The organism is Winogradskyella sp. ABM4_392, from assembly GCF_056160445.1.
In genome coordinates this window covers 551,323-565,105 of the sequence record NZ_JBSWXE010000002.1, presented here as the reverse complement: position 1 = coordinate 565,105, position 13,783 = coordinate 551,323, and the positions used below count along the sequence as shown (strand labels likewise).

General features: G+C 33.1%; 12 protein-coding genes. All 12 read right to left on the bottom strand.

Translation table 11 applies throughout. From position 1 onward, the window contains the following. Nucleotides 1–97 precede the first annotated feature (97 nt). A complete protein-coding gene (locus tag ACXAFS_RS08695) occupies nucleotides 98–337 on the bottom strand; it encodes a DUF6095 family protein (protein WP_475306414.1) in 240 nt (79 codons plus the stop codon). Further along, complete coding sequence (murQ, locus tag ACXAFS_RS08690; protein ID WP_475306413.1) at nucleotides 315–1,136, bottom strand: N-acetylmuramic acid 6-phosphate etherase; 822 nt, start codon at nucleotides 1,134–1,136, stop codon at nucleotides 315–317. The genes ACXAFS_RS08695 and murQ overlap by 23 nt, the downstream gene beginning before the upstream one ends. Nucleotides 1,137–1,171: 35 nt before the next feature. Then, complete coding sequence (locus ACXAFS_RS08685; RefSeq protein ID WP_475306412.1) at nucleotides 1,172–1,987, bottom strand: DUF4249 domain-containing protein; 816 nt, start codon at nucleotides 1,985–1,987, stop codon at nucleotides 1,172–1,174. A gap of 3 nt (nucleotides 1,988–1,990) precedes the next feature. Further along, nucleotides 1,991–4,366, bottom strand: coding sequence for a TonB-dependent receptor (locus ACXAFS_RS08680; RefSeq protein WP_475306411.1), 2,376 nt, complete (start codon nucleotides 4,364–4,366; stop codon nucleotides 1,991–1,993). A 111-nt stretch (nucleotides 4,367–4,477) separates the two neighbouring features. Further along, complete coding sequence (locus ACXAFS_RS08675; protein WP_475306410.1) at nucleotides 4,478–6,697, bottom strand: NADP-dependent isocitrate dehydrogenase; 2,220 nt, start codon at nucleotides 6,695–6,697, stop codon at nucleotides 4,478–4,480. A gap of 151 nt (nucleotides 6,698–6,848) precedes the next feature. Next, complete coding sequence (locus tag ACXAFS_RS08670; protein WP_475306409.1) at nucleotides 6,849–7,421, bottom strand: pentapeptide repeat-containing protein; 573 nt, start codon at nucleotides 7,419–7,421, stop codon at nucleotides 6,849–6,851. An 829-nt stretch (nucleotides 7,422–8,250) separates the two neighbouring features. After that, nucleotides 8,251–8,601 carry a 50S ribosomal protein L19 gene (gene rplS / locus ACXAFS_RS08665; protein WP_475306408.1) on the bottom strand — a complete coding sequence of 117 codons (351 nt, stop codon included), beginning with the start codon at nucleotides 8,599–8,601 and terminating at the stop codon, nucleotides 8,251–8,253. 128 nt (nucleotides 8,602–8,729) lie between these two features. Further along, nucleotides 8,730–9,407, bottom strand: a complete 678-nt coding sequence (gene trmD, locus ACXAFS_RS08660) for a tRNA (guanosine(37)-N1)-methyltransferase TrmD (protein ID WP_475306407.1) — start codon at nucleotides 9,405–9,407, stop codon at nucleotides 8,730–8,732. Between the two features lie 123 nt (nucleotides 9,408–9,530). Continuing rightward, entirely contained in the window at nucleotides 9,531–9,728 is a 198-nt protein-coding gene (locus ACXAFS_RS08655) for a hypothetical protein (protein WP_475306406.1), read from the bottom strand. 126 nt (nucleotides 9,729–9,854) lie between these two features. Beyond that, on the bottom strand, nucleotides 9,855–10,481 hold the full coding sequence (locus ACXAFS_RS08650; protein WP_475306405.1) for a tRNA (guanine-N1)-methyltransferase: 627 nt from the start codon (nucleotides 10,479–10,481) through the stop codon (nucleotides 9,855–9,857). A gap of 203 nt (nucleotides 10,482–10,684) precedes the next feature. Beyond that, nucleotides 10,685–12,133 (bottom strand): glyceraldehyde-3-phosphate dehydrogenase, encoded by a 1,449-nt coding sequence (locus ACXAFS_RS08645; RefSeq protein ID WP_475306404.1) that lies wholly within the window; start codon nucleotides 12,131–12,133, stop codon nucleotides 10,685–10,687. Between the two features lie 137 nt (nucleotides 12,134–12,270). Beyond that, nucleotides 12,271–13,677 (bottom strand): S1C family serine protease, encoded by a 1,407-nt coding sequence (locus ACXAFS_RS08640; protein WP_475306403.1) that lies wholly within the window; start codon nucleotides 13,675–13,677, stop codon nucleotides 12,271–12,273. Nucleotides 13,678–13,783: the final 106 nt, after the last annotated feature.

Genomic DNA, 13,783 nt, shown 5'->3' with positions numbered 1-13,783 from the left:
CCCGTTTGCGCCGATGGTACTGCACTTGTGGAAGAGTAGGTCGCCGCCTTTTTTGAAGACCCTTACTAAAACTAGTAAGGGTCTTTTGTTTTTTATATTATTTTTTCTTGTTAAATATGCTATCCATTATTGTATTTAAACCAATATAAAGTATTGCAATAGCTGTAATACAAATTAGAATGGCTACCATTAAAATAGGATAGTATAATGGTTTTTCGCTATTGCTAAAAGCAATATGAAGAAGAGTTGGTCCTAAGAACATCAGGAATAGACAAACAACTAAGCGTTTTATGCCTTTTCTAAGAAGTTCTTTATCAGTTTTGTTGTTTTCTTCCATTTTCGATACTTAGTCTTACGGATTTATATTTTTTAAGTAGTGATTCTGCTGTGGCTAGTGGTATGTTAAGTTCTTCCATTATTATTTTTATACCTCGATTTACAAGCTTATTATTACTAAGTTGCATATCTACCATACGGTTTCCTTTTACATGTCCTAACTGTATCATTACCGTAGTGGTAATCATATTAAGAACTAACTTTTGTGCAGTTCCAGCTTTCATTCTTGAACTTCCTGTTAAAAATTCTGGTCCAACAGTCACTTCAATTGGATATTGAGCTGTAAGACTTAAAGGACTATTTTTATTGCAAGTTATACAGCCTGTAATGATATTTTCGATATTACACCTTTCTAATGTATGAACTACATATGGTGTTGTACCGGATGCAGCTATACCAACAACAACATCCTTTTTAGATATTTTATATTGTTCTAAATCTTTCCAACCTTGAATTGTAGAATCTTCTGCATTTTCTACAGCTTTTCTAATTGCTGTGTCTCCACCAGCAATTACCCCAATTACTAAATCGTGTGGAACACCAAAAGTTGGTGGACATTCAGACGCATCTAAAATTCCTAATCTACCACTTGTGCCTGCACCTATGTAAAATAGTCTACCACCACTTTGTAATTTTTCGACAATAACTCTAATTAATGTTTCGATTTGTGGTAAAGCTCTTTCTACAGCTTTAGGTACGGTTTGATCTTCGTTGTTGATGTTAGTTATAATCTCTTTGATTGTCATCTTTTCGAGATGATTGTAATGAGATTCTTTTTCTGTAGTTTTTTCAAAATTCATAGGCTAAAATTACAGAATTTAAGATGTAATTGTTGTTATTGAACTGTATAAATTAATTCATCTACTTCAGATAATCTAAAATAACCAAACGGATAGTTTTCAGGGTTTGTATTATTTATACAATTACCTCTAACTGTAGCTGGTTGCGTTTCAAAGGGACCTCCAGACTCTTCACTTCCTTGTTGTAATAATATAAACATATAGTCGTAAAACTGTTCTGAAACCCCATAATTTCTTATAGTTACAATATCATTTGTAGCTAAATCTTCCTCTGTATAAAATCCAAATATTTGATTTCCGTCTGTAAAGCGGTCTTCATATACTTCTAACGTTGGGATGACGGCAATGTCACTTATAAACTCAAAAAAATAGTAATTTTCAATATTTGCAGGATCTGTATAAAATGCTTTTAATTCAATATCCTCACCAGAAAACCCACCTTCGTCATTTTGTTCTACATAATCGATTGGAACGACTGACTTTAAAGTTTCTGTAGCCGTATAAGTTTCACCTTCGTAAATAATAGTTAATACGTAAGTGTTGTTTATAACAGGTATAAAGTTATTGTTTCTATATATCCCTGTTTGACCATCTTCAGCGAAATTAAATATATTGTTATTAGCATCTGTAATACTTACTATGGCATTATTGGCTGGTGGAACTGAGTCATTAAAAAAGGGTGCAGTCAATGTTAATTTTATGCTTTGTTCATTTCCTGAAGTATTTTTGAACCAGTTAATTGATGCATCAATAACCAACCTTGGTTCAGCAGTATTTAAGTCCACATCTATAACATCTTCACAATTTGTAAACACAAGAACAATTAGGAAAAGGGTTATAATCTTTTTCATGATTTAAAATTTAAAATTATAAGAAATAGAGGGTACGATACCAAAAATAGCAAGTCTTACAGCTTCATTAACTCCAGTAATTCTATCTTCTCTAAATGTAATATTAGCAGCATTTCTTCTGTTATAAACGTTATATATTCCAAAAACCCATTCACCTTTAAATCGCTTTTGACTATCTGGATTTGGGTTATAGGTTGCAGAAACATCTAATCGATTATATGATGGTAATCTACTTGAGTTTCTGGCTTCGTAACTTGGTATTACAATACCATTATACTCATATTGACCGTTTGGAAAAGTGGCAGGTTGGCCAGTTTGAAAAATAAAATTGGAACTCAATTTCCATTTTTTATTTAAATCATAGCTTGCTGTAAGAGAGATATCATGCGTTTTGTCAAAAGGAGTATTGTACCATTCACCATTATTAATACCTGTTTCTGTTTCTGTTCTTCCTGGTGTTTTTTGTTCAGATTTTGATAACGTATAAGCTAACCATCCTTTTAATCGTCCTTCATTTTTTCTAAATAGAACTTCCAGGCCATAAGCTCTAGCTTCTCCATTAAGAATAACTTGTTCTATGGCATTGTTTGCAATAAGATCTGCCCCATCAATATAATCTATTCTGTTGTCTATGGTCTTAAAGAACGTTTCAATTTCTAATGAGAATGTATTGTTTTTAAAAGTTCTAAAATAACCTAGCGCATACTGATCTAAAAGTTGTGGTTTGATATACTTACCACTTGGAGTCCACACATCTAATGGTGTTGGTGAATTTGTATTAGATAGAAGGTGAAGATATTGAGACATTCTATTGTAACTTGCTTTTATTGACGAATAATCATTAAGCTGATATGCTAAAGAAAAGCGTGGTTCAATATTGGCAAAAGACTCAATAACATCACTTCTACTAAAGGACTCTGTGTCTATTGGTTCTGCTTTTTCATAAATGCCTAAATCTGCATTGAAAATAACAGGATTGTCATTTTCATAACTATTTAATTCGTCTTGACCTAAGCGATGAAATGTACTGAATCGAGCTCCATAACTAAGACTAAGCTTTTTACTTAGTTTATGTTCTGCATCAAGATAGACAGCATTTTCAAAGGCATATTTATCTATTAGCTTAAAAGGATTAATACCAGAATCTTCGGTATTAGGGTTAATTTCTCCTGGATTAAATTTATAATAGATACTATTTAGACCATATTCTAATTTAAAATTATTGTTTATATAATGTTTTAAATCATACTTAACATTAAAGTTTCTTATACCAGATTCCCATTCAAAACCTACAAAATTTAAATCTAAGCCATAATAATAATCAGAGTAAATGAGCGACAGGTTAGAAAATAATTTATCTGAGAATAAATGATTCCACCTAAAATTAACTACAGTATTACCGTAAGTGTTTTCAAAACTATCCTGAATACTAAATACGTCTCTACCAAAATAACCTGATAAGAAGATGCTGTTATTATTATTTAAGCGGTAACTTAATTTGGTGTTTAAATCATAAAAATAGGCCACATTATCAAGGTCGAAAAGCGGAAGAAACAAATGGGCATAACTACTGCGACCTCCAAACAAAAAGGACCCTTTATTTTTTTTAATAGGTCCTTCTGCTAACAGTCTACTAGAGATTAAACCAATGCCTCCATTCATGCGAAAGTTACTACTATTGCCTTCTTTTTGATAAATATCTAAAACAGACGATACACGTCCACCATATTTTGCAGGAATTCCACCTTTGTAGAGTTTAATATCTTTTATAGCATCTGGGTTAAAAACAGAAAAGAATCCAAATAAGTGTGATGAATTAAAAATTGTGGCTTCATCTAATAATATAAGATTTTGGTCTGCGGCACCACCACGTACATTAAAACCTGAAGAACCTTCACCTGCGTTAGTAACACCTGGTAAAAGTGTGATGGATTTAATAACATCAACTTCACCTAAAACTACAGGCATTTGCTTTATCGTATTTATGGATAAGGCATTAACACTCATTTGTGGTTTTCTGATGTTAAGTTTTTCAACATTTTCGGTAATAACCACTTCGTCTAAACTCTCAGCAGCCTCTGTAAGTTGAAAATTTTTAGATAGGTCATTAGTTAACTCGATAGTTTGGCTTATGGTTTTAAACCCTAAATAGCTTATTTGAATGTTGTAAGTTCCTTTAGGAAGTGTAATAGAGTAGAAGCCATATTCATTGGTCATGGTACCAGATTGAATTTCTGGAATAAGAACATTCACACCAATCAAGGTTTCGTTACTTTCACTATCTGTAATCGTTCCGCTTAATGTAAATTTTTCTTGTGCTGTTAGTACACTTGGGCAAAAAAATAATAAGAGTAGTATAACTCTAAAGGTTAAAGCCATAGTTTATAAAATTGATGTTGATTATAAAACGATTGTATAGCGCATTTGTAACACAAATTTACGGATATAAAAAAAGCTTCATTTTTCAATGAAGCTCTTTTTAACAAAAGTTTAATTTAATATGGAATTGAGTGTATTGCTAGGTCGCATAGCACTGCTTGTTAGGGTTTCGTTAGGGAAATAGTAGCCTTCAATTTCTACCGGTTCTCCTTGACAATCTATAAGTTCTGCTACAATTTGTTCTTCTTTAGATGAAAGTGTATTAAAAATTGTGGTGAACTCTTCTTTTAAATCAGCATCTTTATTTTGGTTTGCTAAAGCTTCTGCCCAATATAATGCTAAATAGAAGTGGCTACCTCTGTTATCTAGTTCGTTTACTTTACGAGAAGGCCCTTTTTTATTTTCTAAAAGTTTCTCGGTGGCATCATCTAAAGCTTCACCTAAAACACGTGCCTTAGCATTGTCATTAACTTCAGCATAATGATCTAAAGAAACAGCAAGTGCTAAAAATTCACCAAGAGAATCCCATCTTAAGTGGTTTTCTTCAACAAACTGCTGTACGTGCTTAGGAGCAGAGCCACCAGCACCAGTTTCAAATAAACCTCCACCATTCATTAATGGAACAATAGACAACATTTTTGCACTGGTTCCTAATTCTAAAATTGGGAATAAGTCTGTTAGGTAATCTCTTAAAACATTTCCGGTTACTGAGATTGTATCTTTACCATCCTTGATGCGTTCTAGAGTAAAATTAGTAGCTTCAATAGGTGCAAGAATTCTAATATCTAAACCTTCAGTATTGTGATTAGGAAGATATTTATTTACCTTTTTGATTAATTCTGCATCATGAGCTCTGTCTTCATTTAACCAAAACACAGCAGGTGTTTGCGATGCTCTTGCTCTTGTAACTGCTAATTTAATCCAATCTTGCACTGGTGCGTCTTTAACCTGGCACATTCTCCAAATATCACCAGTTTCAACGTTATGACTTGTTAAAACAGTTCCGTTAGCGTCAATAACTTCAACCTTTCCATTTGATGTTATTTCAAAGGTTTTATCATGAGAACCATATTCTTCAGCTTTTTGAGCCATTAAACCAACATTTGGTACAGTACCCATGGTTGTCGGATCGAAAGCTCCGTGTTTTTTACAGAAGTCTATTGTAGCTGTATAAACACCAGCATAACTACTATCTGGAATAATAGCTTTTGTATCTTGTTGCTTACCATCTTTGTTCCACATTTGTCCTGAAGTACGTATCATGGCAGGCATAGAAGCATCAATAATAACATCGCTCGGTACGTGTAGGTTGGTAATACCTTTATCAGAGTTAACCATAGCTAAATCTGGACCTTCGTTAAAAGCAGCATCAATATCTGCTTTAATTTCCTTGCGCTTAGCTTCTGGTAATTCCTCAAGATTATCTAATAAGTTACCTAAACCGTTATTAACATCAACACCAATACTTTTTAAGGTGTCAGCATGTTTTTCAAAAACAGGTTTAAAATATGTTCTTACAGCATGACCGAAAATGATAGGGTCAGAAACCTTCATCATCGTAGCTTTCATGTGTAAAGACATTAAAATATCTTGAGCTTTAGCATCTTTAATTTCTCTTTCTAAGAAACGTAAAAGCGCTTTTTTACTCATTACGGTAGCATCAATAATTTCTTCAGCTTGTAATGCTAAATTATCTTTTAAGATAGTGGCATTACCATCTGTATCTGTGTGTATTATTTTTACTACAGTAGCTTCAGTTGTGGTATATGATTTCTCGTTGTGTGCAAAATCTCCTTCACTCATTGTTGCAACATGAGTTTTAGAATCTGCTGACCAAGCTCCCATACTGTGTGGGTTTTTCTTAGCATAATTCTTAACAGCTTTTGGCGCACGTCTGTCTGAGTTTCCTTCTCTCAAAACAGGGTTTACTGCACTACCTTTAACTTTATCGTAGCGAGACTTGATTTCTTTTTCAGTATCATTTTTTGGCTCGTCTGGATAATCAGGAAGTTTATACCCTTTTGCTTGAAGTTCTTCTATAGTATCTCTTAATTGAGGAATAGAAGCACTAATGTTTGGTAACTTTATAATATTAGCTTCTGGCTTTTTCGCTAATTCACCCAACTCGCTAAGGGCATCTGATACTCTTTGTTCTTCAGTTAAATAATCAGGAAACACGGCTAAAACTCTAGCTGCTAATGAGATATCTTTAGTTTCAATAGTTATACCAGAAGATTTGGTAAACGATTGAACAATTGGTAAAAAAGAACGTGTTGCTAAAGCTGGCGCTTCGTCTGTTTTTGTATAAACAATCTTTGCTGTTTTGGTCATAGGTTGTTAAATATAATGTGAATATGCTTAAGCTTATTTTTAAGCTGTGCAAATATACAAAATTGATGCAGTTTAGCGGTTGTGAGATTGCTAGTAATTGAAGGATAATTTTGAGAATTTATTTAGCAAAATACTCAAACAATTAAATTTATTATTTAATCTTTATTTTGAAGGTATTTAATAGCCCTTCAATATTATTTTTTGAAAATTGGGCGTCTTTAAGATTGTTTTCAGAGGGATTAATATTGAAGTTAAAAGCTGTTGAAAAATCTGCTTTTTCAAGGTTGGTGTTATTAAAAATTGAATTCATTAAGTCGCACCGAGAAAATTTTGATTCTTTTGCTTCTGTAAATGTAAAATCAACTTGATGCATCTTACAATTGCTAAAACATGTTTTGTTGATGTTCATATCAGAAAACGAGCTAAGATTAAGGTTGCAATTTTGAAAGTTGAAGTCGATTAGAAACTCACTACAATCTTTAAAATTAATACCAACGAGCTTGCAGGAATTAAAACTTACGTCATTAAATGTTGTATGCTTTACGTTGATATTGCTAAAGTTGCAATCCACAAATTCACATTCCAGAAAGACGTTGTTAGAAATATCTGAATTCTCAAAATTGCAGTTTGTAAAGGTGCAATAGCTGTATTCTGCTTTTGGAAGTAGGTTGGTGGTGTAGTCTTTATTGCTAAGGTTCTGGTCAGATATGCTTTGTAAATTCATAAAACAAATATAGAGGAAAGTAGGATACGAATTTTCGTCAGTTAGAGTGAATTTTACGCTTACAAAGCTTAAAATTTGTATCGAAAACAAGAAAATTCATCATACTAGTTTACTTCTCGATACAAAATTCCATAAGAATTTCACTCGAAGTGACAAGTATTAATCTTTAGGTATATAAAAGTAAAAAGCCATATCACTACAGTAAAACTGTTCTGACATGGCTTCTTTTTGAAACAGTACTAACGTGACCTATTTAGCTTTCACTAACTCAGCTGTATGATTTTCATCATCATCCTTTTCAGTTCAAGTGTTCCTACTTCAAGTGAAACGTTTCATATCTTTCAAAATGTATTGACCTGATACTACTAAGTTTCATAAGACTTGTTTTTCTTGATGATTTCTTCTTTGTTCTTCACTTGCGTGTCCTACACGTCCAAAAACATTGCTCATCCTTTTCGCGTTCACTTTCGCTTCCGTTACTTTTTCAAAGCTTTCCGCTTACGCTTTATAATCTGCAAGCATACTATAAAACTTAAGCTTCATGATTAACTATCCAACACTTGCCTACACAAGCGGTTCGCCAACCTCAAAAAACAATCTTATTATTTTAAAGAACGTTACTTTAAACAATTAACATAAATTTAAAATTTCTTTTAAAACCAAACACTGTTTGTTGTTGATTGTTTAGCTAAAGTAGATTTATATTTCGAATATGCAAATTTTTTAACGGTTTAGATATGCACATTTTATAAACCGTACTTATCAACAAAAGTTAATAACTAAAAAAGCCTTCAGTAATGAAGGCTTTTTTAATGTTATGTGTGTTAGATTATCTTCTAACTTCTTTAATTCTTGCTTTTTTACCAGTAAGACCTCTAAAGTAGAATATACGTGCTCTACGCACTTTACCACGCTTGTTCACTTCAATTTTTTGTAAAGCTGGTAAGTTAATTGGGAAGATACGCTCTACACCAATAGTACCAGACATTTTACGGATTGTAAACGTTTCTGAAGCTCCGCTACCTTTACGTTGTAATACAACACCTTTAAAGAACTGTGTACGCGTTTTATTACCTTCTTTAATTTCGTAGTATACTGTGATTGTATCACCAGCACTAAATTCTGGTAAGTCTTTTTTGGTTACAAATTCGTCTTGTACAAATTTTACTAAAGAATCCATGTTTTCTCTTTTATAATGGTTGTTTCAAATCAACATTCACGGTTTTCGCCAGAGGTTAATCCAAAAGTGGGTGCAAAGATAATTATTAATTGGTAATTGGCAATTATTAATTAATAATTTTGAAAAGATTATTCATCCAGTAAATCTGGTCGTCTTTCTTTGGTACGTTGGTAGGCTTGTTCTTCTCGCCATTTTTCTATTTCACCAAAATTACCACTAAACAATACTTCAGGGACTTTCATGCCTTTATAGTCTCGTGGTCTTGTATAAATAGGTGGTGCCAACAGATTATCTTGAAACGAATCGGTTAGGGCAGAAGTCTCATTGCCCAAAACACCTGGTATTAATCTAATAACGGCATCGCACAACACAGCTGCACCCAATTCTCCACCAGACAACACATAATCTCCAATTGAGATTTCTCTTGTTATAAATTTATCGCGCACACGTTGGTCTACACCTTTATAATGACCGCAAAGTATGATGATGTTTTCTTTTAAGGATACTTGGTTGGCTATACTTTGGTTAAGACGCTCACCATCTGGTGTCATGTAAATAATCTCTTCATAGTTGCGCTCTGCTTGCAAACCAGAAATACATTTATCTATAGGCTCTATCATCATAACCATACCTGCACCACCACCAAATTGGTAATCGTCCACAGATTTATAATTATCTGTAGTGTAATCTCTAAGGTTATGAAAATGTACTTCTACCAAATCTGCTTCTATGGCACGTTTAAGAATAGATGCTTCAAACGGACTTTTTAAAAGTTCTGGTAAAACAGTAATGATATCTATGCGCATGGTCTTTATAAATGGAATGCAAAGGTAGGTTTTTTAAGTAATTTTAATTCTATAACACCTTCAAGTTTTGAGGTTGTGTATAAATGAATTTATCACTCTATCTTCTAAGAAAAGCGGATAGAATTAAAGTAAATAATATAAAGCTATGATTCCTCCAATCCAAAATATCATACCAAGATAGTATAGTATAATTGCTTCATTTTTTTCTTTTTTTGTTATACCAGGAATGCTTCTAAAGTAATTAAAACCAGAAAACATCATTATGAAAATTCCACCAAAAAAAATCAAAAGCTTATGTTCTAGCTTTAAACCTTTACTCATGACAATTATTTAGGAGTTGAAAAAGTTGAACAAAGTTTTTTTATAATCAAGTTCTTATAATCTTATAAGATAAAAAAAATCCGCAATAATAAATTGCGGATTTTCAATATTTATAAAAGGTAATTGCTAAGCCTTATTCTTATTAATCTCATCTTGAAGCTGACGTCTTACTTTTTGTTCGCGTTCTAAAGCGTTGCGTCTGTGTTCTTCAAACTCAGTTTCTACTTCTTCGAGTTTATGTTTAGCTTCCTTGGTTAACGAGTTACTGTTTTTAAACTTATAAATAAAGAATAATAAAAAGGCAGTTAGTGCAGCAATGATACTCCACATAATAACATTATAATTAGTTTTGCTAGTTTGCATACCCAATAATGCCATGTTGTTTTTTTCTTCGTTGGTTTGGTCTAAAGTGGTTTGTGTGTTTCCAAGCTTTGCTTTTAGATCGTTAATTTCTTTAACTTGATTGGCAACAGTTGCTTCAGAATTGGTTAAATCTTTATATGTTGTTTTAAGCGAATCTAAAACGTTGGCCTTTAATTTTAATAACCAAGCTTGTTTTACAGCTTCGTAAGGTTGCCCATTGGTGCCTTTAAAGTTTCCAGATTTTCTAAAAACATATTCAAATTGACTATCAATAGTACCACTGTTTAATGAGTACTGTTCTTCAGTATCGGCTTGCTGAGTTTGTGCGGTTAAGGTTTGTAGGTTAAAGGTAACTATAAGAATTACAGTGACTTTAGCTAAAAACTTCATATTGTAATTGTTTTGGTTGTGTTCGGTTAATTAGGTGCCAAGATAATGAATTTATGTGCATTTGTTTCAATAAATAATTAAAACAAATGCAACATCATTTAACTTAACAGTTCATATACGCACTTTGTGTTGCTTTGGATGTTTTAAAACAAAAAAAATCTTGCCAAACGACAAGATTTTTCTTTTTCCTTTTTCAAGAGATTCTAATAATAAGTATAGCGTCTTACCTTAGAAATATATTTTGCAAGTCTAATAACTTGATGACTGTATCCATATTCGTTATCGTACCATATATATAAGATAGCATTTTTACCATCTGCTCTAACAATGGTAGCTTTACTGTCATAAATTGATGGTGCTGAGCTACCGACAATATCGCTAGATACTAGCTCGTCACTCATTTCATATTTTATTTGCTCTACTAAGTCGCCTTCTAGAGCGTATTTTTTCATGATGGTATTCATGCTGTCTACAGAAGTTTCTTTTTCTAATTCTAGGTTAAGAATAGCTAAAGAACCATTTGGTACAGGTACTCTAATCGCATTAGATGTTAATTTACCCTCTAATGATGGTAATGCTTTGCTTACTGCTTGTCCAGCACCAGTTTCTGTAATTACCATATTAAGACCAGCAGCTCTACCACGTCTATATTTTTTGTGGAAATTATCTACCAAGTTTTGGTCGTTTGTGTATGCGTGAATGGTTTCTAAGTGACCAGATTTTACACCAAAAGAGTCTTCAACAGCTTTTAATACAGGTGTAATGGCATTTGTAGTACAAGAGGCTGCAGAGAAAATTTTCACCTTATCAGGATTGTGCTCTAAGTGGTTAACACCATGTACAATATTAGGTACTCCTTTTCCTGGTGCAGTAAGTAACACTTTCTCAACACCTTTAGCTTTTAAGTGTCTGCCTAGTGCCTTGTCATCTCTAAACGCACCTGTATTGTCAATTACTAATGCGTTATTGATGCCATATTTTGTGTAGTCGATATCTTCTGGTGCGTTTGCTGAAATGATGTTTACCGTAGTACCATTAATAATTAGTGCGCTATTTTTTACATCAACGCTAACCATACCAGAGAAATCTCCATGTACAGAGTCGTTTCTTAATAACGATGCACGTTTTTCTAATACGGTTTCGTTAATCTCACCACGTGTAACGATAGCTCTTAATCGCAGTTGGTTACCTTTGCCAGTACGTGTCATAAGCTCTCGCGCAACAAGTCTACCAATTCTACCAAAACCATAAAGAATTACGTCTTTAGGTTCTAACTCCTTAGACTTATTCGCTTCTTTTAATTTAGCTGCAACAAAAGCAGTGGCATTATCGTACTTCTGATCTTCTAAGTGATACTCATAAGTTAACTTACCAATATCTAATTTAGCTGGTGGTAAATTTAATTTTTTGATTGCCTGAGCAATTTCTACAGAATCAAAAATTGAAATTGGTTTCTGAACAAATTCACCTGCATATTCGTGCAAGTTTAAAATTTCGCTCACTTTTCTGTCAATTAATTGATTTCTGAATAATACAAGCTCAATGGAATTGTCGTACCAAAGGTCGCTCACTGTTTTAATAAATTCAACCGTTGCTCTTCGACGGTCTGCCTGAAACGCTAACTCTTTTTCGTAAGTGTCGTTAAAACCCATTTTTTATTGGTTTAGTGTTTTTTAATTTGGCGCAAAAATACATATTTCAAACGTTTTCGTAATACTTTTTACCGAAAATAAAAACCCTTCAAAGAATTGTACTTTGAAGGGTGATTTTAATCTGTTTTTAAGGTCTTTTATCTAAAGTTGTAGACTACTTTTTCACCTTGTTTGTTTATGACCTCGATCTGAAGAGGGTCATTCATACTCCTCGTTTTCATTGCATTTTGAGCATCATCTACTGAGTATAGTTTTTTACCGTTAATACGCGTAACGATACTACCTTCTTCTATGCCTTCTCTGTTCCAATAGGCTTGGTAGCGCTCATCGAAGCGCGAAATTTTCACACCATAATCGGTTTTGAATTTCTTTAAGTCATTCTTTGAAGCATTTCTTATAATACCTATGGTTTGAAGTTCAAAAATTGGATTTTTTAATAATGTCACAGGAACTACTTCTTGGTTACCATCTCTTATTAGTGTTACATTAACCACATCGTTTGGACTTTTAGTTTTTAAGTAGCCAGCTAAATCTGAGAACTTATTAATCTCAACATTATCTAGTTTTTTGATAATGTCACCTGTTTTAATTCCAGCTTTTTCAGCACCAGTATCCTCTGTAACATCACTAACGTAAAAACCTTCCGTCATGTCAGTACCTATTTGTTCAGCTGTTTGACTATTTAGAGCGCTTCCGATTACACCAAGAATACCATTTTGCACATTTCCGTACTCCATAATGTCGTTTACAATTTTGCGTGCAATGTTGCTAGGCACAGCGAAAGAATAGCCTATATAAGATCCATCTCGAGAAGAGATTGCTGTATTAATACCAATTAAATCTCCATTTGTGTTAACTAGAGCTCCGCCAGAATTTCCAGGATTCACAGCTGCATCGGTTTGAATAAATGACTGCGTATTTTGACCGCTTAAATCTCTCGATTTTGCACTTATAATTCCAGCTGTCACAGTAGAATTTAAATTAAACGGATTACCTACAGCTAAAACCCATTCGCCAATTTTAGCACTATCTGAGTCACCAAAGGCTAAAAATGGTAAATCTTCATCTGCTTCAATTTTAATAAGTGCGATGTCTGTGGCTTCGTCAGTACCAACTAATTCTGCCATGTAGGTTTTGTTGTTATTTAATGTGATGCTAATCTCATTTGCATTTTGTATCACGTGGTTATTGGTTACAATATAACCTGTTGGTGAAATAATTACACCACTACCTGTACCAACTTGTGCACGAGGTTGTGATCGACCAAAAAAGTAATCGCTCATCGTAACAGGTGCAGATACAATTGCAGTATTTTTAACGTGTACTACTGCATCTAAAGATTTTTCTGCGGCTTCAACAAAGTTTGGTGTTATTGCGGCAGAGTCATTAATTGTGGTGTTTGTTGGGACATATATAGGTAAGTCAGAAACCTGTTCTACAGCTAACTGCTCTGGTTGTTGTTCTTCAATAAAAAGCTTGTAACCACCTAAGGTTAGTAGACCACCTAATACCGAAACACCTACTAATGTTAGAATCTTCTTCATAATTTTTCAGGATTTAAGTTTTCTTATTAAACGTTTAAATTTAAATATATATTGAATTTTAGTTTTCATTTTAACGACTATTTAACTTCAACTTTAACTGCCTTTT